A 23,918-nucleotide genomic window follows, 5' to 3' on the forward strand; every position below is an offset into this window, starting at 1 on the left:
AAGGGCTCAAGCGAGAGGTTTGATCGCGATCACGCTGGCATGCTCGACACCGCCGCTGGCGGCCTGGCCGGCATAGTCGATGGCCAATCCTTCATACCCGGCCTCTTCCACCTGCAACCCGGCGAGTTGGCATTCACGGATCAGGATCTCGGGGTCCACCAGATTGATCAGCGGGGTGCCGTTGAGGGCATCGCTGGCGTGGCTGGCGCTGTCGATGGCGTTGGAGGCACTGGCCTGGGCCCGGCTGCGGAAGTAGCCGGCGATGTCGGCGATGTAACCCGGCCACTCCTCACCCGCGGCGTTCAGCCGTTCGTATTCCTCGACCCGGGCCGCCCAGTGCGGGAAGTACGGGGTGTCGCAGATCAGGAACAAGCGACCGCCCGGCGCCAGCCACTGGGCCATCTTGCGGATCGATTGGCGAAAAGCCTCGGGCGCCAGGAAATGCAGGACCCGGGCGGCATGGATGGCCTGGAATCGATTCGCTGCAAAATCCAGGTCCGGCAATGCACCGGCCTGGGTACTCAGGCGGCCCCGCAAGCGTGGCGCCACGCTGTTGGCGAGAATCGTCAGGTGCTGCTCTTCAATATCCACGGCCAACACCCGCGCCCCCTGCTCCAGGGCCGCAACCGTCGCCACGCCATAGGCGCAGCCCATGTCCATCACCTCGCCGGTCGCGGTGGCAGCACAGTCGACAAACATTTGCGAGCAAGCCGGTAGCACCGTGGTCATGGCGCCGGTGCCATTGAGCGTCGGGATCATGCCCTTGATCTGCTCGGGCATGCTCACCACGGCGGGCACAGCCTGCGCAATCAGAGGTTCGGCATGACTGCACACCAGGTCCCGCAGCTGCATCAGGACTGCACCCTGGGCGTCACAGATATCGATGTCCAGGCGAGAAACCGTGGAGGGCATCTCCACTTGGGCAAAGTCATTTTCGGAGGCGCGCAGCCATAGCCAGGCGGCCCCTTCCAGGGCGCCCTGCACGATCACCTCATCCACCGACAGCAGCGTGAGGGCCGCGACCTCGCAGGCCTGGGCCTGGGCCAGCAATCGAGTCAGTTGCACCAGCACCGTCTCAGGCTGCAGCACCGGGTACCAGCCGGGCTCGCCCGAGTGAATGACGAGGCGCCGCGCGGTCGGGGCCTGACGCCGCTCGAACAGCGCCTGACCGCAGATATTGAGCACGGCGTCGACCTCGCCCAGAGTACTGATGCGGTAATCGATCACGTCGTTGGCACCAGGCACCAGGGTCAACTCCACCGTCACCGGCTGCTGATTCACCCACAGCGGGTGGGGAAAAATGAGGTCGTGCAGCAACAGATCCAGCGGCTCGTCGGCCGCCACTTCGGCGGCCTGCTGCGCGGCCTGGATCAGCATGTGCAAATGCGCCAGCTCGACAAAACGCCGGGACTGGTCAGCACTGCGCTCGACAAACCAGGGCTCCTGCCCGGTGAAGTCCGAACGGTACTTTTGCGCCATGAAGGTTGAAACGTTGCGCTGCAGGATCGCCGAGAGCGGCGCGGCGCCCGAGCCGGCAGCCGGACGGCCGGCACCTGCCTGGGGCACCCACAACCAATGCCGGGCAAAGGGATAGGTGGGCAGCTGGACCTTTTTCAGCGCTGGCTGGCCGGCATACAAACGCGGCCAATCCACCGTGACCCCAGCCACCCAGACGCGGCCCAGGCCACGCTGGTTACCCTCATCGAGCCACTGGCTGACGATGGCGTGCATCTCGCTGCTGGCAAACAGTTGACGCACGTCCTTGCCGGTTTCCAGATCGCACTTGAGAAAGGCGCCCGCCTCTTCCTTGCCGGACAACAGCAGCGCCAGGCGCTCGGCCAATACCGCCAGCGAATCGGCAAATACCACGGCGCGATAATCGAAGTGTTCGCGGCCGGTCTGCAAGGTGTTGGCAACGCCCTGCAGGGTCAACTGCCCGGCCTCGGGGGATTGCAGATGGGCAAGCAAACGTTTGGCTATCTGCTCAAGCTGATCCGCGGTGCGCGCGGACAGCAGGATCGCCTGTTCGCCCGCGACCTGTGGCGGCACGCGGTTGGCCTGAGGGTCGAGGTACTCGCCGAGCACCATATGGCCCGTGACACCGCCGAAGCCGTAGTTGTGGATGCCGATATGCCGGGCCTGGCGCTGGTTCTCCAGCGCCTTGTGCGCCCAGGGAGCGGTCTGGCGCACCGGTTCGCAGGCAAAGTCGCCCCGTTGCGGGTCCCAGTTGAAGTGCTGCAGGTTGGCGATCTTTATCAAGGTGTCGTGCTTGAACGCCAACAGGCTCTTGATCAGCGAGATCACCCCGGAAGCCCCGGAGAAATGCCCCAACTGGCCTTTGAGCGTACCCAGGGCCGGCTTGCTGGCGCAGCCTTTGAAGACCTTGTCGAAGGCGTTGAGCTCCACATCGTCGGCCATCGGGTTGGCAGTGCCCTGGGCTTCGATGTAGTCGATGTCCTGGGCTTGCAGGCCCGCCTGCTGCAGTGCCTCGATGATGGTTTCGCAATGGATTTCGGCATTGGGCGCGGTGAGGTAGAGACTCTTGCCGCCATGACGCACCGACATGCCCTTGATGACACCGAGGATCGTATCGTTGTCGCGCTCGGCCACCGACAGCCGCTTGAGCATGACCACGCCCAGGCCATCACTGAAAAAGTGCCCGTTGGCCTGCTTGTCGAAGGGACGGACGACTCCGTCGCCGGTAAACAGGCCCAGCTTGCGGTTGTAGACATTCACTTCCGGGCTCAACACCAGGTTGACGCCCCCGGCGATAGCCACCTGGGCCTGACCGAGACGCAGCGCCGTGATGGCCCTGTCGATGGCGACAAAGGAGCTGGTGCAGGCCGCGTCAACCGTCGACACCGGGCCCTTCCAGTCAAAGTAATGAGCGATGCGGTTGACCAGCATGGCATGGGCGTTGCCGGTGTTCAGGTGGCCGTCGATCTCCACCTGGCTGGCACGGATCAGGTCGGCATAGTCCTTGCGTTCGATGCCCAGGAACACCCCGACTTTCTGTTGGCGCAATTGATCACGCTGATAGCCGGCGGTTTCCAGGGTTTCCCAGACGGCTTGCAGCATCAGTCGATGCTGCGGGTCGATCAACAGGGCTTCGCGAGGGGAAATATTGAAATGCAGCGGATCGAAATCACCCACGCCGTCGATAAAGGCGCCGTGGTAGCAGTCGGTCTTGTCCGGGCTGTCAATGCCGCCAAAGATCGCCCGCCAATCCCAGCGGTCGGCCGGCACCTCGGAAATGAAGGTTTCATCGGCCACCAGACGCTGCCAGAAGTCATCCAGGCCAGTGGACTTTGGCAGGCGAGCGGACATGCCGATAATCGCAATATCGTCGGTCAGGGCCGAGGTATCGCCGTGCCTGTCCGTCCCTGTGGCGGCAACTGGCCGAGGCCCCTGCCCGCTCGCTGCGCGCACGGCCCGGGTAATCGGCTGGACCGTGGCCCCGGCCATATGGCCGTGCTCGTCAAAGTAGCGCTGCAAGCGATCGGCGACCAGATGTTCGAGGTGCCCGGGCGCCACCGCGGGGACTGCTTCAAGGCTGACCCTGGGCGCGATGTGAAGCGCCAGGGCCGCCAGCGAGGCATGCTCCATGAAGGTCGACGGTGCCAGGTGCAAACCGCGAAAGTGGCTGGCGATGCGCTGGGAGAACTCCATCAGGGAAATGGAACTGAAGCCGTAGTCGGCCAGGTCACGCTGCGGGTCGATATCGCTGCGATCCAGGTGCAGGGTGGTGGCCAGAAACCCGATCAGCTCGGCCAGCACCTGTGCCTCGGAAACTGAACCCGGTGCCTGGGCCGCTACGGGCTGATGCACAGCCCCATGGAGTTGCCGGATCACATCCAGCGCCTGGGCTTCGGAAATGCTCTGGCTGGAAACCTTGTCGATAAAAGCGTTCAGGTACGGCATCACGAGGCCCTCGAGATTTTCTGCAGTTCCGACAGAAAATTGTCTGCGTTGATTTCTTTGTTCTGGATCTTGCGAATCAGGCTCAGGTACACGCCATCGTGCTCGGCGGTCACCTGATCCAGGACTTCAGTGGCCTGGTCGAGCACCCGCGCGCGGTCACTGAGGGGGATCAGGAACTGGCTGTCCCAATCGATGTGCAACGGATCGTCGAGCTCAGCCAAGGCCGCCTGATGCTCCTGGGCGCTGATCTGTTGCTCGGTCGCCAGGCTGGCCAGCACCTCGCTGCCCAAGCCGGCCAGCAGACGGGCCTTGACCTTGCTGATTTCAGGGTCGCCGCTCTCGTCCTGGATGAAGGCCCGCTTGCGGCTCCGGGCGACGATGGCCGCCGCCCCGGCATTGGCGTGGGGGCCTCGCAGGCGGTACTGGGCGGGGAAACACGGGGTATTGAGCAGGCTCCAGAAGGCCTTGAATTCCCGCGCCGGGTCCGGCACCAGGCCCAGCTTCATGCCGATCACCACACTGGCCAGGGGCGCCATGATGATCTTGTCGGTGTCGGCGGTTTGCGCCAGCTCCTGCTGGCTCAGACGGTAGTTGCCGGAGACCACCTGGGCGTACCAGCGCGACGCCATTTCCAGGTACGGGAAGGTGCCGATCACACCGATTTCCTGCAGCCCGTACTGGTTGAACAAGCGCGGGTCGTCCCGGTAGAACAGGCCCATGGCCAAGTCCCGAACCGGCTCCAGACCTTGCACATAGTCATACAGCGCTCCGGTGCGGTAGCCGGTGCACAGCACCACCACATCGATGTCTTCAAGGACCTGCTCATGGCCGACGTGGAAGCATCGGGCGCCGGCAAACTTCTCCACCTGGCCGAAGATCGTTTCGATCTTCCCGGCGTTGACCAGATCCACGACTTCATCATTGATATGAATGAACGGGTGCTGACGGAACTCAGTCAGGCTCGGCTGCAACCCACTGCGCTGCAGGGCCTCGCTGAAGGCCGGCAGCGCCAGCTGCAGACGATCGATATTGCGTTGTGCCCGCAGAATGTCGGGGATCAACAGGTTGGCAGGCGACACAAAGTCATTGGGCACAAAGCCGACCATGCGCGGCAGGATGAACTTGCGCGAACGCTGACTCCAATAGACTTTGGCGGCGACCTTGCTGGCTTCCCCGGCGATGTCCATGCCGCTGACGCCGTTGCCGATCACCAGGACGCGCTTGCCCGCCAGTGGTGCATTGTCGAAATACTGTCCCGAATGCAGCACTTGGCCGGTGAAGGTATCCAGACCGGGAATGCGCGCATGCTGAGGAATCTGATAGCGCCCGTGGCACAGTGCGACCCCATCGAACATTTCCCGGCGACGGGTTCCTGAGGATTCGATTTCCACCTCCCAGCCGCCGTCCCGGGACTGGACCGAAACCACCCGGGAGCGGCAGTGAATGTGGCGCGCCAGGTCAAAACGCGCGGCATAGGCATCGAGGTAGCGCCGCACATCGTGGACATTGGGAAAGGTGTCGCTGACGTCTTCGGGATAGAAGTCGGAAAAGAAACTGGTGTCCCTGGAGTTCTGGAACCGGGTGGTGGTGTAGGTGCCCACCTGCTTGTCGCGCTTGAGATTCCACACCCCGCCCAGAGTCTCCTGGGCCTCGTACACCACCGGCTGATGCCCTTCTTCGAGCAGCGATTTGGCCATCACCAGACCGCCGGGGCCGGCACCGATCACGCAAATCCGCCGCCCGCCGGGGCTGGCCGCCACCGTCGGTTGCTCCGGGTTCAGGGCGTTGTAGGTCTTGAACTGGAACGGATAACCGGGCAGCGCCAGTTTCTTCGCGCTGCCCCGGGGATGCACGGCCTGCCAGTCGATCACCGCGCCGGCGACCCATTGCGCGCCCACGGCGTCCGGTTCGCGATCAGCTGCATGCGGCTGGCCGCTGTAAAAAATGCGACTTGGCCACGCTGTATCCGCTGAGTCTTCGGCCAGGGCTTGCAAGGCCAGGGTCAACTGCTCGCACACCTCGGCGATAGAGGCCGCGGCAAACGCCAGGCGCACCTTGAGCGCTTCGCGGCCCACTTGCAGGGTGTAGGCCAGATCCCGCAGCCGCACCTGTGGCTGGCCCTGCAGGTGATTCAATTGCTGCTCCAGGACGCTCGCCAGTTGCGCCGGGGTTCTGGCGGAAAACACCAGCCATTGTGCGGCGTCATCCTCGGGGCGAACGGTGTCCGGCGGGCAATATTGCTCGACGATCAGGTGGGCGTTGACCCCAAAGCCATAGCTGTTGATGGCCGCGCGCCGGGGCGAGCCGGCCTGGGGGCTGGCGATCCAGGGCTGGTTCTGCGCACTGATCCGGAACGCGCTGTCAGCCCACAACCGGGCGATGTCCTCTTGGGTCACGCCCGGCACGCCCGGCTTGATCCCCTGCTGCAAGGCGAACACCACCTTGATCAGCGCCGCCATTCCAGAGGCCACTTCGCTATGGCCGATGCACGGTTTCAAGCTGCCCAAGGTGCAGCCCTGGGCGACCGATCCATCGGCGTCATGTTCGGCGAACGCTGCTGTCAGGGCGCTCACTTCAACGCTGTCGCCCAACAAGGAGCCGGTGCCATGGGTTTCGATGTAGCCCAGCGACTGCGGCGTTACCTGGGCATCCGCCAGTGCATCGAGCATGGCGCCGCTGATGCCTTCCCGGTTCGGAGCCGTCAGCGAAGAAGAACGCCCACCGTGACTCACGCTGCTGCCCTTGATGACGGCGGCGATCCGGTCATTGTCGGCCAACGCCTGGGCCAGCGGCTTGAGAATCACCACCGCGACGCCTTCGGAACGCACGTAGCCATTGGCCCCGGCCTGGAAGGAACGGGTGCTCTGGTCGGGGCTGAGCAAGCCCATGGCCTGGTAACTGTGGAAGTGTTCGGGGGACAGCAACAGGTTGACCCCACCGACCACCGCTTGCTCGCACTCGTGATGCCGGATCGCCCGAATCGCCCGATGCAGGGCCACCAGCGAAGACGAACAGGTGGTCTCGATGCACTCGCTGGGACCGACGAGGTCCAGGGTGTAGGACAGCCGATTGGCGACCATGGACGCCAGATGCCCTGTGACCAGATAGCCCTGGTTTTCTTCATCTTGCGACGCCACCACGGCGTAATCGTTCTGTGAAGCGGCGATGAACACCCCGGTGCGCCGCTGGCTGAACGCCTGGGCACTGATGCCGGCGTCTTCCAGTGCCCGCCAGGTGCAGGTGAGCATCAGTCGCTGCTGAGGGTCGATCAGTTGCGCCTCCTTGGGCGCCACACGGAAAAAGCCCGGGTCGAAATCGAACGCACCCGGGATGAACCCACCCCACAACGGCGCATCGGCCGGGCCCAGGTGCGGGCGTTCCTGGGCCGAGGAAGTGATGCAGTTGCGCCCGGCCAGGACGTTGTCCCAAAAGGCCTGCGCGCACGGCGCCTGCGCGAAGCTGCAAGCCAGGCCGACAATGGCGATGTCCTGGTGCGAATCGTCGCGGTGATTGACCCGCGGCTCGCGGCGTCCAGGTGCGGGGGCAATCACCTGCGGCGATGTTTCTGGACCGGAAAGAATCAGTTGGGCGATGGCCGTCGGGCTGGCGTGACTGGCCAGGTCGACCAAGGTCAATTGCCTGCCGAAACGCTGGTTGAGGTGGACCAGAAAGGCATTGGCCGAAATGGAATTGCCGCCCATCTCGGCAAACAGGCTGTCAGGCTGGATGTCCTCCACCCCGAGCAAGGTTTGCCATTGATCGATGATGTAGCGTTCCACCTCCCCCTGCCCTGCGGTGCGGGTGGCCGCGCTCACGGAAATGGGCCGCTGTGCCAGCAGCTTGCGGTCGACCTTGCCATTGGGCGTCAGCGGAATGCTGTCCAGGGGCAGGAGAAAACCCGGCACCATGAAGCCGGGCAACTGCCCGCTTAGCCAGGTTTTCAAGCGCCCGGCCAGGGAGGCGTCGGCCGCGTTCGGATCACGCGGGACGAAGTAGCCCACCAGTTGATTGGAACCGGCCTGTTGCCGAGCCACGACCACCGCTTGCAGGACCTCGGGGTGACTGTCCAGGTGAGTTTCGATATCACCCACTTCAACCCGGTAGCCGCGAATTTTCACCTGATTGTCGATTCGCCCCAAGTGCTGCAACAGACCATCGGCCCGCCAGCAGGCAAGGTCGCCGGTGCGGTAGAGCTTGCCGGTGGTTTCGAGGGGATGGTCGATGAATTTTTCGGCGCTCAGGTCGGGACGGTTCAAATAGCCGTCGGCCAACCCGAGGCCCGCGATGCACAACTCCCCCGGTTCACCGATGGCGCAATGACTGTCATCGTCGCGCAGCAGGTAAAGCCGAGTGTTGGCGATGGGACGGCCAATGGATACCGGCTGGCCGGGCTGCAGCTTTTGCAGGGTCGACCAGATGGTGGTTTCGGTTGGTCCGAACATGTTCCAGACGGCGCACCCGGCCTGTTCGAAACAGCCTTTCAAGGCCTCCGACAACGGCTCGCCGCCACACAGAATGCGCAACTGCGCCGAGGGTTGCCAACCGGAGTGGAACAGCATCATCCAGGTCGCCGGGGTTGCTTGCATGAGGGTCGGCCGGACCTGGGCCATCAGCGCCTTCAGTTGCCCGGCATCGCTCACAGCCTCAGCCGGACACAGGTGACAGCAGCCACCGACGATCAACGGCAGGAGCAATTCCAGACCGGAGATATCGAAACAATGGGTGGTGACGGCGAGCAAGGTGTCATCGGCAGACATGCCGGGCTCTTCGGCCATCGACAGGAGGAAGTTGCTCAGGGCGCGATGACTGATCATCACCCCTTTGGGTTGGCCCGTGCTGCCGGAGGTATAGATGACGTAGGCCAGGCTGTCGGCAGCCGTCGCCAACGCCGGCAGGGGTTCCTGGAACCCGGCAACCAGCGGCCATTGGCGGTCCAGGGCGAGGCTGGTGCAGTGTTCGCCCAACAGTGCCGCAAGCATCGGCTCAACCGCGGCCTGGGTCAGCACCCAACGGCTGTCGCTGTCCTCGAGCATGTAGCGCAAGCGCTGTTCGGGATACGCCGGGTCCAGCGGAACATAGGTCGCACCGGCACGGGCGATGGCGAGCATCGCCACCACCAGGTCCAGGGAGCGGTTCATGAAAATCGCGACACGCGAACCGGCCTCCACCCCCTGGCCGACCAGATAAGCCGCCAGTTGAGTGCTCTTTTCCGCCAATTGGCGATAGCTCAGGCTGTGCTCTGCATCCACCAGTGCAATCGCGTCTGGAGTCGCCTGTGACCTGGCATCAAACAGTTGATGGAAACCCACTTCGTGGTTGAAAGCGCGCACGTTGACGCGCCATTCCAATGGAACAGGATTGACTGACATGGGTTACTCCCCTGAACGGCCGGTGATTTCGTTGAGAAGGATTTGAACGTTGCTCAGGTCCTTGCCGAACTGATTGATCGAATGGCTGTACTTGAGGCTGTTGGGACGGGTGTATTTGATGAAGTTGGCCAGCGAGCCCGTTGCACTCAGATCCACCAGCAACGCCTGGCTGTCACTGCCCGACAGGTGTTTGAGCAGGCCATGGAAATCGACGGCCTGGCGGATGATGCGCCACAGGTAGTCCGGGGCATTCGCCAGATCACCGGCGTGGACGGCACGGGCCAACGTGCAGGAGTAGCAGGGAATGCTCGGTGCCCGGAACTCGATGCCTTCCAGGATCGACAGCATCCGGGTGTGAATCGGCTCGATATGACTGGAGTGAAACGGATAGCGGACAGGGAGTTCCATGGAAATGACCCCCATGGCATCCAGGCTGCGCTTGACCAGGGCCAACTCCGCCTGGGCGCCGGAAACACAGAAGTTGTCAGCAAAGTTGACACCCGCCAGTTCCACCTGACGATAGAGTTCAGGGTGTTGCTGCAGGTGCTCCACGGGCGCCAGGACGCTGAGCATCCCCCCTTCGGGGCAGTGATCGGCCAGCACCTGTGATTGGCGCAAGGTCAGACGCAGCCCGTCCTGCCAGGACAGGCAGCCACTGACCGCCAGGGCGATGTACTCGCCCAGGCTGTAGCCCAGGACGGCCTTGGGCGCTACGCCTTCGGCCCGCAGCATGGCGGTCAGGCTATAGCCGATGGCGAACAGCGCCGGATGGGTGTGCACAATCTTGTCGAACGGCTCGTACACTCGGCGCGACTCATCGTAGAGCACCTTGACCAGGGAAAACCCCGCCTGCGCTTCCACCAGGGCACTGCACTCATCCATCTGTTGGCGAAAGGCCGGGTTGTGCTGGTACAGCTCGCGCCCCATCTGAAAGTACTGGGTGCCCTGCCCGCCATACATGAAGATCGTGTCCTGCTGCACTGGGGTAACCGGGACGGAGGTCACAGCAGGCAGCGGGATGAGCATCGCAGACTTGAGAATCTTGTCGGTCAGCTTGGTCAGGACATTGCCCGGCCCAATCTCCTCGATCGGGTGGACATCCTGGGTCAGCAGCCATGAAACACTCTCGTACCACTTCACCGGGTGACTGATCTGCCCACTGAGGATGGCAGCGTAATCGCGCTGCGGATAAGGACGCGCCGTCATGTTCGAGATGACGGGGGTCTTCAGGGGTTGCAGCGCGAACCCCTTCAGGTAATCGGCGAACTGGTGCTCAACCTCCTTCATGTAACGCGAGTGAAAGGCGGCACTGACGTTCAGCGGGAAATAGCTGGCCCCGGCCTGCTCGAAAAAAGCCCGGGTACGCTCACTGGCAATATCGTCGTGCAGGCCGGAAAGGATGATCTGATCGGGCGAGTTGATATTGGCCAGGTCGATAGCGTCCAAGCCTTTATCGCGCAGGATGGAACGGACGGTCGCCTCGCTCAATCCGAGCACGGCGGCCATGCCGCCCTTGGGAGCCTGGCTCATCAAGTAGCCGCGGCGCTGGACCAGTTGCAGCCCGGTGGCGAAATCAAAACCTTCGGCAGCAAAAAGCGCGCAGTACTCACCCAGCGAATGGCCGGCGAAATAGGCCACCTGCCCTGTACCGGCGGCGCTCTGCAAGCGATCCAGGTACATCAGAACACTGACCGTATAAAGCGCTGGCTGGGTGTACTGGGTCTGGTTCAGGCGCTGATCCCGATCTTCCAGACACAGGTCGACGATGGAGTAACCAAGAATGTCGCTGGCCAGATTTGTATAGGCTTTGAACTTGTCGAACACCTCATTGCCCATGCCCTTGAATTGCGCCCCTTGACCGGGGAAAACATAGATCTTCTGCATTAATTCACCTTTTAGCAGGTACAGTCGCGCCTCAAAGATCTATTTGATTCAGGCATTCCCGAACACTCGGCCTACAGCAGACTGCCGTAGCCTATATAGGAAAGATTGATTAGCGCCAAGCGGTTATAGAGGAGCTTTCAGGCGCAGCCGACACAGCAGACACAACAACCGAAAAGCATCGGTGGTGAAACCTAGCACAGGTTTTTTAAAGGCTATTGTGAAAAGGTGTGAAATAAATTTCAGGAAAGACATTCACCTTGGAAGAGAAAATAAATCATCTAGAAACATCACTGAAACATAAATATTTTTATCAACAAAAACAATAGCTTATATAGCCAAATAGAAAAACCATAGCGCAACAAAAATAAAATGACCTGAAAAGCAGGGACAGAATTTAATATATAAATTTTATATCTGAACAACACAGAAAACGAGCAACTAGCAGCAAAAGGCCACTCAATAACTTAAATTGACATCAACATACTATTCAAACGATTAACTATTCAGGTGGTTAGTTAATAAAAGACTGTCGCCATTCAAATGATGAAGCCAATGCCATTACCTTGGTTGTCCTCGATACCATTCTTGGTCTGTTATATCGGGCAGACCGGAGGTCAGGACTCAAGTTCGACTCGCGCCGCAATGTTGCACCGACGGCAAGACTGAATTGCACGCCAGGGGATTGATAGCCCCCTAACGAAAGGTGCAGGCTAGAGGGCTTGCCTGGGGCTTATATCATTCCGAATGATAGTTACCTTCGCTTCATTCGATTCGTGAGATACCACCCTGCCGAGCATCATCCGCCCATCTCAAATTACCTTGGCGGATGAACCATGGACCAGTCAGTCAAATTCTTGCGTTACCCCTTAGCCGCCCTCGCCGTACTGGTCATGAGTGCCTGCGGCAAGGCCCCGGAAACCGCCTCCGCCCCGCCCGCTGCCAAAGTCAGCGTGGCCAAGGTGCTGGAACAGCCGGTCAACGAATGGGATGAGTTCACCGGGCGCCTGGAAGCCCCGGAAACTGTAGAGATTCGCCCACGGGTCTCGGGCCAGATCGATCAGGTGGCCTTCACCGAAGGCGCCCTGGTAAAGAAAGGCGACCTGCTGTTCCAGATCGACCCGCGCCCCTTCCAGGCTGAAGTACGCCGCCTCGAAGCCCAGTTGCAACAGGCCCGGGCTACCGCCACCCGCAGTGCCAATGAAGCCCAGCGCGGTCAGCGCCTGCTGACCAGCAACGCGATTTCCGCCGAGCTGGCCGACACCCGCACCAGCGCCGCCCAGGAAGCCCGAGCCGGGGTCGATGCGATCCAGGCACAACTGGATGTGGCCAAGCTCAACCTGAGCTTTACCCGGGTCGTGGCGCCCATCAGCGGCCGGGTCAGCCGCGCGCAGATCACCGCCGGCAACCTGGTGAGCGCCGATGTCACCCCGCTCACCAGCCTGGTCTCCACCGACAAGGTCTACGCCTACTTCGACGCTGACGAGCGTGTGTACCTCAAGTACACCCAGCTCGCCCGCCAGGGTCAGCGCGGCCAGGCCACCCCGGTGTACCTGGGCCTGTCCAATGAAGACGGTCACCCGCACCTGGGGCAGATGAACTTCGTCGACAACCAGGTCAACCCCAAGACCGGCACCATCCGTGGCCGCGCGGTGTTCGACAACAGCGACGGCAGCTACACCCCGGGCCTCTACGCACGCCTGAAACTGGTGGGCAGCGGCACCTACTCGGCGATGCTGATCAGCGATGAAGCCGTGGGCACCGACCTGGGCAAGAAGTTCGTGCTGGTGATGGACGCCGACAACAAGCCGGCCTACCGCGCCGTGGAACTGGGGCCGAAGATCGAAGGCCTGCGCATCGTGCGCAACGGGCTGAGCAAGGACGACACCATCATCGTCAAGGGCTTGCAACGGGCGCGTCCCGGCGCCCCGGTAGCGCCTGAAGTGATCCCCATGGCCAGCAAGGAAACCCTCGCCGCCCTGGCCCAACAACGCCAAGCACTGGAAGCCAGCAACCTGCCGCAGGTCACCCCTGCCAAGGCGGCTCCGGCTGTGAAACTCGCCGCTGCGACACCGCGCGGTTAAGGGACGACTCTCAAGATGAATTTTTCCCAGTTCTTCATTTCAAGGCCGATCTTCGCCGCGGTGCTGTCGCTGCTGATCCTGATCGCCGGCGCCATCTCGCTGTTCCAGCTGCCCATCAGCGAATACCCGGAAGTGGTGCCGCCCACCGTGGTGGTGCGCGCCAACTTCCCCGGGGCCAACCCGAAAGTCATCGGTGAAACCGTGGCCGCGCCCCTGGAACAGGCGATTACCGGGGTCGAGAACATGCTCTACATGTCCTCGCAATCCACCGCTGACGGCAAGATCACCCTGACCATCACCTTCGCCCTGGGCACCGACCTGGACAACGCCCAGGTGCAGGTACAGAACCGCGTGACCCGCACCCAGCCCAAGCTGCCCGAAGAAGTGACGCGCATTGGTATCACCGTGGACAAGGCCTCTCCGGACCTGACCATGGTGGTCCACCTGACTTCGCCGGACAAACGCTACGACATGCTCTACCTGTCCAACTACGCCCTGCTCAACATCAAGGATGAGCTGGCGCGCCTGGGCGGCGTCGGGGATGTGCAGCTGTTCGGCATGGGCGACTACTCGCTGCGGGTCTGGCTCGATCCGAACAAGACCGCCTCGCGCAACCTGACCGCCACCGATGTGGTCACCGCCATCCGTGAACAGAACCGCCAGGTCGCCGCCGGTGCCCTGGGCGCGCCGCCTGCACCCAGCGCCACCAGCTTCCAGCTGTCGGTCAACACCCAGGGCCGCCTGGTGACCGAGGAAGAGTTCGAGAACATCATCATCCGTGCAGGTAGTGACGGTGAAATCACCCGCCTGAAAGACATCGCCCGCATCGAGCTGGGGTCGAGCCAGTACGCCCTGCGTTCCCTGCTCAACAACCAGCCGGCGGTGGCGATCCCGATCTTCCAGCGTCCGGGTTCCAACGCCATCGAGATCTCCAATGAAGTGCGGGCCAAGATGGCCGAACTCAAGCAGAGCTTCCCGCAAGGCATGGACTTCAGCATCGTCTACGACCCGACCATCTTCGTCCGTGGCTCCATTGAGGCCGTGGTGCACACCCTGTTCGAAGCCCTGATCCTGGTGGTGCTGGTGGTGATCCTGTTCTTGCAGACCTGGCGCGCCTCGATCATCCCGCTGGTGGCCGTACCGGTGTCGCTGATCGGCACCTTCGCGGTGATGCACCTGTTCGGTTTCTCGCTCAATGCCCTGTCGCTGTTCGGCCTGGTGCTGGCCATCGGTATCGTGGTGGACGACGCCATCGTGGTGGTGGAGAACGTCGAACGAAACATCGGCCTGGGGCTGAACCCGGTGGAGGCCACCAAGCGCGCCATGCGTGAAGTGACCGGCCCGATCATCGCCACCGCCCTGGTGCTGTGCGCGGTGTTCGTACCGGCGGCCTTTATCAGCGGCCTGACCGGGCAGTTCTACAAGCAGTTCGCCCTGACCATCGCCATTTCCACAGTGATCTCGGCCTTCAACTCCCTGACCCTGTCGCCGGCCCTGGCCGCGGTATTGCTCAAGGAACACCATGCACCCAAGGACCGCTTCTCGAAGATCCTCGACAAGTTGCTGGGGGGCTGGCTGTTCAAGCCGTTCAACCGCTTCTTCGACCGCGCCAGCCATGGTTACGTCGGCACGGTGCGCCGAGTCATCCGCGGCAGCGGCATCGCCCTGTTCCTCTATGCCGGCCTGATGGTGCTGACCTGGTTCGGCTTCGCCCACACCCCGACCGGTTTCGTTCCGGCCCAGGACAAGCAATACCTGGTGGCCTTCGCCCAACTGCCGGACGCCGCGAGCCTGGACCGCACCGAAGACGTGATCAAGCGCATGTCCGACATCGCCCTCAAGCAGCCCGGCGTGGAAAGCGCGGTGGCCTTCCCTGGCCTGTCGATCAACGGCTTCACCAACAGCCCGAACAACGGCATCGTCTTCGTCACCTTGAAGCCCTTTGATGAGCGCAAGGACCCGAGCATGTCCGCCGGTGCCATCGCCGGTGCCCTGAACGGCAAGTACGCCGATATCCAGGACGCCTACATGGCGATCTTCCCACCGCCGCCGGTACAGGGCCTGGGAACCATTGGCGGCTTCCGCCTGCAGGTAGAGGACCGTAGCGGCCTGGGTTACGACGAGTTGTATAAAGAAGTGCAGAACGTCATCACCAAGAGCCGCAGCGTGCCGGAACTGGCCGGGCTGTTCACCAGCTATCAGGTCAACGTGCCCCAGGTGGACGCGGCCATCGACCGGGAAAAGGCCAAGACCCACGGCGTGGCGATTTCCGACATCTTCGACACCCTGCAGATCTACCTGGGTTCGTTGTATGCCAACGACTTCAACCGCTTTGGCCGCACCTATCAGGTCAACGTCCAGGCCGAGCAGCAGTTCCGTCTCGAGCCCGAGCAGATTGGCCAGCTGAAAGTGCGCAACAACAAGGGCGAGATGATTCCCCTGGCGACCTTCATCAAGGTCAGCGATACCGCCGGTCCCGACCGCGTGATGCACTACAACGGCTTTGTCACCGCGGAAATCAACGGTGCGGCCGCTCCGGGCTACAGCTCCGGGCAGGCGGAAGCGGCGATCGAGAAACTGCTCAAGGAAGAACTGCCCAACGGCATGACCTACGAATGGACCGAGCTGACCTACCAGCAGATCCTCGCCGGTAACACTGCGCTGTTCGTCTTCCCGCTCTGCGTACTGCTGGCCTTCCTGGTACTGGCCGCGCAATACGAGAGCTGGAGCCTGCCCCTGGCGGTGATCCTGATCGTGCCGATGACCCTGCTGTCGGCGATTACCGGGGTGATCATCTCCGGTGGCGACAACAACATCTTCACCCAGATCGGCCTGATCGTACTGGTGGGCCTGGCCTGCAAGAACGCGATCCTGATCGTCGAGTTCGCCAAGGACAAGCAAGAGGAAGGCCTCGATCCGCTGGCTGCGGTACTGGAAGCCTGCCGCCTGCGTCTGCGGCCGATCCTGATGACCTCCTTCGCCTTCATCATGGGCGTGGTCCCCCTGGTGATCTCCAGCGGCGCCGGTGCGGAAATGCGTCATGCCATGGGGGTCGCGGTGTTCGCCGGGATGCTCGGGGTGACCTTCTTCGGCTTGCTGCTGACCCCAGTGTTCTATGTCCTGATCCGCAATTACGTGGAGCGCAGCGAGGCCCGCAAGGCCGCCCGCGCCCTGCAACTGGAGACGCAACAATGAGTGCCAAAGTCTTCCTGCCGAGCCTGCTGGTGCTGGCCCTGAGTGCCTGCGCCGTCGGCCCGGACTACCAGACGCCAACCACCGAGGCGGCGCACATCAGCGCCGCCACCGATGGCGCTGCGGGCCAGAAGAACTTCGACCGCGCACGCTTCGAAGGCATCTGGTGGCAGCAGTTCGATGACCCGACCCTCAACCAGCTGGTGAGCCAGTCGTTGCAGGGCAACCGTGAACTGCGGGTGGCCTTCGCCCGCCTGCGGGCCGCCCGGGCGATTCGTGATGACGCCAGCAATGACGCCATGCCCACCATCACCAGCCGCGCCAGCAGCGACCTGGCCAAGGGGCAGATCCCGGGCCAGACCACCAAGCGGGTCAACAGCGAGCGCTACGACCTGGGTCTGGACATGGCCTGGGAGCTGGACCTGTTCGGCCGCATCCAGCGCAACCTGGAAGCCACCGACGCCGACCAGCAAGCGGCCGAGGCCGACCTGTACCAGCTGCAGGTGACCATGATCGCCGAGCTGGTGGACGCCTACGGCCAACTGCGCGGCGCACAACTGCGGGAAAAGATCGCCCTGGCCAACCTGAACAACCAGCAGGCCTCGCGCAAGATCACCGAAAGCCTGCGTGATGCCGGGGTTGGCGACCAGCTCGACGTGGTCCGCGCCGACGCCCGCCTGGCTTCGGTGGAAGCCAGCGTGCCGCAACTGCAGGCGGAGCAGACCCGCCAGCGCAACCGTATCGCCACCCTGCTGGGTGAACGGCCGGACAAACTCAGCGTCGACCTGTCGCCGGCGCAGTTGCCGGCGATTGCCAAGGCCCTGCCGATTGGTGATCCGGGCGAGCTGCTGCAGCGCCGTCCCGACATCCTCAGCGCCGAACGCAAGCTGGCGGCGGCCACCGCACGGATTGGCGTGGCCAAGGCCGACCTGTTCCCGCGGGTCAGCCTCAGCGGCTTCCTCGGCTTCACCGCCGGACGCGGTTCGCAGATCGGCTCATCGGCAGCCAGTGCCTGGGCCCTGGGCCCGAGCATCACCTGGGCGGCCTTTGATCTGGGCAGCGTACGGGCTCGCCTGCGGGGTGCCGACGCCAATGCCGATGGCGCCCTGGCCAGCTACGAGCAGCAAGTGCTGCTGGCCCTGGAGGAATCGGAAAATGCCTTCAGCGACTACGGCAAGCGCCAGCAACGGCTGATCTCGCTGATCCGCCAGAGCGAGTCCAGCCGTGCCGCGGCGGACCTGGCCGAGATCCGCTACCGCGAAGGCACCGTGGACTTCCTGGTGCTGCTGGACGCCCAGCGTGAACGCCTGGCGGCCGAAGATTCCCAGGCCCAGGCCGAAGTCGACCTGTACCGTGGCATCGTCGCCATCTACAAGGCCCTGGGTGGTGGCTGGCAACCAGAGACGGTCGCCAGCCAGTAAGGATTTGCAACGAGCTCCTTTGGTTGGCCGCAACCAACCAATGTTTGGCCCCGTGGATCATTCGGTCGCGGGGCTTTTTTTATGCTCGTCTCAGGGACGCCTTCGCCGGCAAATATCCACGCATTCCCTGCCAACCGTAGGAGCTGGCTTGCCAGCGAAGGCGCCCGCCAGAACGCTACACGGCCCAAGGCCCTATTCGCCGGCAGCCGGCTCCTACAAGGTGACGCGATGATAGAGGGCGTCGATCATGCGGTTGGCCATTGCGATTGGACAGCCCGCCGGCGCGCTCCTAATCTTCACTCGCCGCGTAATCGCCCTGGCCTGCTTGCACATGATTGTCCGCCCCAAGCCCAACCTGATCAGCATCCTCTTTGCCCTCAAGGGCTCGATCGCCAAGCGCATTGCCTTGCGCTGCGTGCTGATCACCCTGCTGGCGTCGGTCATCGTGCTGGTGGAAACCCTGCAACCGACCTATTTCTCCAAGGTCAACGCCACGCCCTTCACCCTGCTGGGCCTGTCGCTGTCGATCTTCATGAGCTTTCGCAACAACGCCTGCTACGACCGCTGGTGGGAAGGCCGCAAACAATTGGGGCAGTTGATCATCGAGGTCCGCTCGCTGATCCGCGAAAGCCTGATCATCGACCCGCACCCCGAACGCGAGGGCCTGCTGCGCGATCTCTGCGGCTTCGCCCACAGCCTGATTGCCCGCCTGCGCCACGAGGACGAAGCCTGCGCCCTGCAACCTTGGGCCCAGGCCGACATCGACCCACAACACCCCAACCTCACCGATGCCCAGCTGCAACGCATCGGCCACCGCTGCTCGCAGTGGGCGCAACAGGGGCTGGTCAGTGAGTGGCGCTACACCCAGATGGAAACCCGCCTGGTCAGCCTGAGCCTGGTCCAGGCCGCCTGCGAACGCATCCAGAACACCCCGCTGCCCTTCCCCTACACCTTGCTGCTGCACCGCACCATCTACCTGTTCTGCATCCTCCTGCCGTTTGCCATGGCCGAGCCCCTGGGCTGGCTGACGCCGATCTTCACCGCCATCGTCAGCTACACCTTCCTGGGCCTCGACGAGATCGGCAATGACCTCGAAGACCCCTTTGGCTACGACGACAACGATCTGCCCTGCAACGCTCTGTTGCGCGGCCTGGAGCGTGAAGTCCTGGCAGCGCTGGGGCAACGGGACCTGCCGCCGCCACTGGAACCCCAGGAATACGTACTGACCTGATCCCGGGTTTGACTCGGGCCGGTTCCTGACCGAAGCTTGCGCCTTCCAAAAGTCGCCAGCTTCCGGATTCCTGCATGCCCCTGCCCCGTCGCTACCTGCTGATCAGCCTGTTGCTCGTTATCGCCCTGGCCCTGGCCTGGACCTTTCTGCGCAGCAGCCCGCCAGCGGTTCCGGAGGCGATCAAGCATGGCTACGGCCAGGCCCTGGAGAAGGCCCGCAACGGCCAGCCGGGCGCGGCACGGGTGCTGTACCAGCAACTGGCGCGCCCCGACCTCAATGATCAGCGGCGCACCCGCCTGCTGGCAGTGTTGCCCAACTACCCCAGCCCCCAGGCCCTGAAGCTGGCGGATGCCGACCTCTATCACCCCTCGGCCGAGGTGCGCAAAGCGGCGATCAAGAGCGTGCTGGGCCTGGTTCCCAGTGGCCAGCGCAGCCTGCTGCTCGGTCCCTTGCTCGACGATCACGAGCAAAGCGTGCGCTTTGCCGCGGTAGATGCCCTGCTGGGCCTGAGCCCGGATGACCAGGGGCTGTACTTCGGCCCGCTGCAACAGGTGATCGACGAATACACCCAGGTGCTCAAGACCCGGGGTGACGACGTCGAGGCCCAGTACCAGCTGGCCCGCCTGTACCTGCACAACGCCGACCTGAGCAAGGCCCAGCAGACCCTGGAGCAGGCCCTGCGCCTGGCACCGGACAACCTGCAAGCGGTGGTGCTGCAGATCGAAGTGCTGGACAAGCAAGGCCAGAGCGACGCCGCCCGCCAGTTACTGGCCAAGCAACTGCAGGCCCAGCAAGACTCCGCCTACCTGCAACATGCCCTGGGGCTCTGGCTGCTGCACCACGGCCAGGGCGAATTCGCCCTGCTCGGCCTGTCCCGGGCCGTGGAGCTGGAACCCAACAACGCCGCCTACCGCTACGACCTGGCCACCACCCTGCACAGCGAACAGGAGCAGGAAGCGGCGCAGAAGCAGCTGGAGGAAATCGTCCAGCGCCAGCCCTACAACCGCAAGGCGCGGGTGCTCCTGATCAACTACTGGAAAGAGAGCGGCCAGTTGCAGAACGTCCAGGTGTTGCTGGCCCAGCTGGAACAGCAGAACCCCGACGATCCGGCATTGCAGCAGGGCCTGTAAGGCCCCCACCCCATCCCCCTGGCGACAAAAGGTTGAACCGCGCCCGCACCGAACGGTCAAGACAATAAGCTGCGATATCAAGGCGTTCGCGCCATCGCCGGCTACCTGGACCCATTGTGCGAGGGCATTGTTTGTCGACCTCAACTGCGTTGCTCAACGAAAAAGCCGCCACCGGAATCGAAGGCCTGGACAACATCCTCTCCGGAGGATTGTCACGCAGCCATGTGTTCCTGCTGGAAGGTGAACCCGGAACCGGCAAGACCACCGTGGCCTTGCATTTCCTGCGTGCCGGCGCCCTGGCCGGCGAGCGCTGCCTGTACATCACGCTCTCGGAAACCGAGCGCGAACTGCGTCAGGGCGCAACCTCCCATGGCTGGACGCTCGACGACAACATCCACATCTTCGAGCTGACCCCGCCGGAAAGCCTGCTCAATGCCGAGCACCAGCAAAGCCTGCTGTATTCCTCGGACCTGGAGCTGGGGGAAGCCACCCGGCAGATCTTCGAAGTGGTGGAACGCTTCAAGCCGACGCGGGTGGTGCTCGACAGCCTCTCGGAAATCCGCCTGCTGGCCCAGAGCTCCCTGCGCTACCGGCGGCAGATCCTGGCGATCAAGCACTACTTCGTGCGTTATGACGCCACCGTGCTGTTACTGGACGACCTGACCACCGAATCCCTGGACAAGACCGTGCACAGCGTGGCCCATGGGGTGATTCGTCTGGAGGAGCTGACCCCCAGCTACGGCGCCGAACGCCGGCGCATCCGGGTGGTGAAATACCGGGGCCAGAAGTACCGCGGCGGCTTTCATGACTTCACCATCATGGGCGACGGCGTCCATGTATTCCCCAGGCTGGTGGCTGCCGAACACCGAGGCCGCTACGAGCGCCTGACCTTGACCTGCGGCATCAAGGAGATGGACGCGCTCCTGGGAGGCGGCATCGAAAGCGGCTCCAGCACCCTGATCCTCGGCCCCGCCGGTACCGGCAAGTCGCTTATTTCGATGATCTTCGCCGCGGCCGCCGTGGCCCGGGGCGAGAAGGCCGCGCTGTTCATCTTCGACGAAGAACTGGGGCTGCTGTTGGAACGCATGCGCAACATGGGTATCGACCTGGAGGCCCTGCAAGCCACCGGCAACCTGGTGATCGAACAAGTGGACGCTGCAGAACTGTCCCCGGGGGAGCTGTCCTACCGGGTCCGGCGCTGTGTCGACCAGCAACGGATCAAGACCGTGGTGATCGACAGCATCAACGGCTACCAGGCGGCCATGCCCGAGGAAAATGCCCTGGTGCTGCACATGCACGAGCTGCTGCTGTACCTCAATCGCCAGGGCGCCGCGACCTTCATGACCGTGGCCCAGCATGGCCTGGTGGGCGACATGCAGGCCCCGGTGGACATCACCTATCTGGCGGACACCGTGGTCCTGCTGCGCTACTTCGAGGCCCTGGGCAAGGTGCGCCGAGCCATCTCCATCATCAAGAAACGCACCGGCAGCCACGAATCCACCATCCGTGAGTACCGCATTAGCGCGCGCGGCTTGACCATCGGCGAACCCCTGGAAGCCTTCCAGGGCGTACTGCGGGGCGTGCCCACCTACCTGGGCGAAAGCACACCGCTGCTTCGGGAAGAGGGACGATGACCCAGGGCCTGGCATTTTCCGAGCGCGCCCTGGTGCTCACGCCCCACGGCCGTGACAGCCAGCTGGCGCAGATGATGCTCAACGAGGCGGGATTCAGCAGCCTGATCAGCCCTCACCTGCCGGCCCTGTGCGCAGAGCTGGAGCACGGCGCCGGGCTGGTGATCATCGCCGCCGAGGCTTTGCGCGGGGCCGACCTGGAACCCCTGTTGCGTCATCTGGAGCAGCAACCGGCCTGGTCCGACCTGCCCATCGTGCTGCTGACCCAGCACGGCGGTCCGGAGCAGAATCCGGCCTCACGCTTCAGCGCCCCCCTGGGCAACGTCAGCTTCCTTGAACGCCCTTTCCATCCGGCCACCCTGATCAGCCTGGTGAGCGCCGCCCTGCGTGGCCGACGCCGGCAATACGAAGCCCGGGACCGGTTGATCGACCTGAGCCAGAGCGAGCTGCGCCTGCAACGCACCCTGGAAACCCTGGAGCAGCAGGTGCAAGAACGCACCGCGCAACTGCGACACAACGAGGAAGCCCTGCGCCAGTCGCAAAAGATGGAAGCCGTGGGCCAGCTCACCGGGGGCATCGCCCATGACTTCAACAACATGCTCACCGGCATCATCGGCAGCCTGGAGCTGCTGCGCCGGCGCCTGGCCCGGGGTCGCACCGAGGACCTGGACCGACTGATCGATCTGGGGGTCACCTCGGCCAATCGCGCCGCCGGCCTGACCCATCGCCTGCTGGCCTTCTCGCGACGCCAGTCGCTGGACTCCAAGCCAGTGGAAATGAATGCCCTGGTGACGTCCATGGGCGAACTGCTGCAACGCAGCCTCAGCGAAAGCATCCAGCTGGACATGCACCTGTGCCCGCAACTGTGGGTCGCCGAGGCCGACCCCAACCAGCTGGAAAGTGCCCTGCTCAATCTGGTCCTCAACGCCCGGGACGCCATGCCCAATGGCGGCCGGCTGCTGGTGGAAACCCTCAATCAGCACCTGGGCCCGGACTTCACCCAGGCCCACGACAACCTCGAACCCGGCGACTACGTGCAGCTGCGAGTCAGCGACAATGGTTGCGGCATGCCCGACGCCATCATCCATCGGGTGTTCGACCCCTTCTTCACCACCAAGCCCATCGGCCAGGGCACCGGGCTCGGTCTGTCGATGATCTATGGCTTCAGCAAGCAGTCCCACGGCCACGTGTCCCTCAACAGCACCCTGGGCCGGGGCACCGAGGTCAGCCTGTACCTGCCGCGCTTTCGGGGCAGTGCGGAGCAGGATGAACAGCCGCTGGAGCAACAGTCGGAAACCGCGCAGAACGGCGAGACGGTGCTGATCGTCGAGGATGATCCCGCGGTACGGGTGCTGGTCAGCGCGGTACTCGGCGAGCTGGGCTATGCCTTTGTTGAAGCCGGCGACGCCCGTAGCGCCATGCCGATCCTCGATTCGGGGCAACGCATCGATCTATTGATCAGCGATGTGGGGTTGCCGGGCATGAACGGCCGGCAACTGGCGGAAATCGGGCGGCAGATCCGCCCGCAATTGAAAGTCCTGTTCATCACCGGCTACGCCGAGCACGCCGCCGCCCGTGGCGGCTTCCTCGAGCCCGGCATGCAACTGATCACCAAGCCCTTCACCTTCGACCTGCTGACGGCCAAGGTGCGGGAGATGATCCGCGACTGAGGCCCGGCTCAGGCCAGCAGTTGCTGGATCTGCTCCTGCAGGCTGTTGAGGTCGAAGGGCTTGGCCAGGATCGGTGCCTTGCGGGTGATGGGGCTGCCGCATTCGAGGATTTCGTTGGGGTAGCCGCTGATGAAAATCACCTTGAGGTCCGGGCGCAGCTTTACGGCCGGTTCGGCGATCATCACCCCGGTAATGCCGCCAGGCAGCCGGTAGTCGGTGATCATCACATCCAGGTGCGGCTTGCTGGCCAGGATCTCGAACGCCTGCTCGCCATTTTCGGCCTGGAGTACCCGGTAGCCCAGGCCCGACAGGTAGTCGGCCAGCAGCATCAGGATGACGGGTTCATCTTCGACGATCAGTACGACGTCTTGTGCATCTTCACTCATGG

At 63.2% G+C, this 23,918-nt stretch carries 11 protein-coding genes; 7 read left to right on the forward strand and 4 right to left on the reverse strand.

Translation table 11 applies throughout. From position 1 onward, the window contains the following. Positions 1–6: 6 nt before the first annotated feature. From FW796_RS20810 to fabD, 3 genes are read right to left on the reverse strand one after another with little or no spacing between them, the layout of a single operon-like run. Positions 7–3,921 carry a beta-ketoacyl synthase N-terminal-like domain-containing protein gene (locus FW796_RS20810; protein WP_446439935.1) on the reverse strand — a complete coding sequence of 1,305 codons (3,915 nt, stop codon included), beginning with the start codon at positions 3,919–3,921 and terminating at the stop codon, positions 7–9. Beyond that, entirely contained in the window at positions 3,921–9,290 is a 5,370-nt protein-coding gene (locus FW796_RS20815; protein ID WP_446439936.1) for an amino acid adenylation domain-containing protein, read from the reverse strand. Before FW796_RS20815 ends, FW796_RS20810 begins: the two co-directional genes overlap by 1 nt. Positions 9,291–9,293: 3 nt before the next feature. After that, entirely contained in the window at positions 9,294–11,174 is a 1,881-nt protein-coding gene (gene fabD / locus FW796_RS20820; protein ID WP_446439937.1) for an ACP S-malonyltransferase, read from the reverse strand. An 833-nt stretch (positions 11,175–12,007) separates the two neighbouring features. On the opposite strand from fabD, the gene mexE reads away from it, so the two are divergent. From mexE to FW796_RS20855, 7 genes are all read left to right on the forward strand, one after another. Beyond that, complete coding sequence (mexE, locus tag FW796_RS20825; protein ID WP_346632821.1) at positions 12,008–13,255, forward strand: multidrug efflux RND transporter periplasmic adaptor subunit MexE; 1,248 nt, start codon at positions 12,008–12,010, stop codon at positions 13,253–13,255. 15 nt (positions 13,256–13,270) lie between these two features. Next, positions 13,271–16,450: an efflux RND transporter permease subunit gene (locus FW796_RS20830; RefSeq protein WP_346632820.1), complete on the forward strand. Its 3,180-nt coding sequence runs from the start codon at positions 13,271–13,273 to the stop codon at positions 16,448–16,450. Then, positions 16,447–17,868: a TolC family protein gene (locus FW796_RS20835; protein WP_346632819.1), complete on the forward strand. Its 1,422-nt coding sequence runs from the start codon at positions 16,447–16,449 to the stop codon at positions 17,866–17,868. Before FW796_RS20830 ends, FW796_RS20835 begins: the two co-directional genes overlap by 4 nt. A gap of 331 nt (positions 17,869–18,199) precedes the next feature. Next, a complete protein-coding gene (locus FW796_RS20840; protein WP_346632818.1) occupies positions 18,200–19,099 on the forward strand; it encodes a bestrophin family protein in 900 nt (299 codons plus the stop codon). Positions 19,100–19,173: 74 nt separating this feature from the next. Continuing rightward, a complete protein-coding gene (locus FW796_RS20845) occupies positions 19,174–20,229 on the forward strand; it encodes a tetratricopeptide repeat protein (RefSeq protein WP_346632817.1) in 1,056 nt (351 codons plus the stop codon). Between the two features lie 131 nt (positions 20,230–20,360). Next, a complete protein-coding gene (locus tag FW796_RS20850; RefSeq protein WP_346632816.1) occupies positions 20,361–21,863 on the forward strand; it encodes an ATPase domain-containing protein in 1,503 nt (500 codons plus the stop codon). Beyond that, a complete protein-coding gene (locus tag FW796_RS20855) occupies positions 21,860–23,530 on the forward strand; it encodes an ATP-binding protein (RefSeq protein ID WP_404939725.1) in 1,671 nt (556 codons plus the stop codon). Before FW796_RS20850 ends, FW796_RS20855 begins: the two co-directional genes overlap by 4 nt. 8 nt (positions 23,531–23,538) lie before the next feature. Here FW796_RS20855 and FW796_RS20860 read toward each other — a convergent pair whose 3' ends face one another. Next, entirely contained in the window at positions 23,539–23,916 is a 378-nt protein-coding gene (locus tag FW796_RS20860) for a response regulator (protein ID WP_011061530.1), read from the reverse strand. Positions 23,917–23,918 lie beyond the last annotated feature (2 nt).

The sequence above is a fragment of the Pseudomonas sp. 910_21 genome (genome assembly GCF_052850735.1).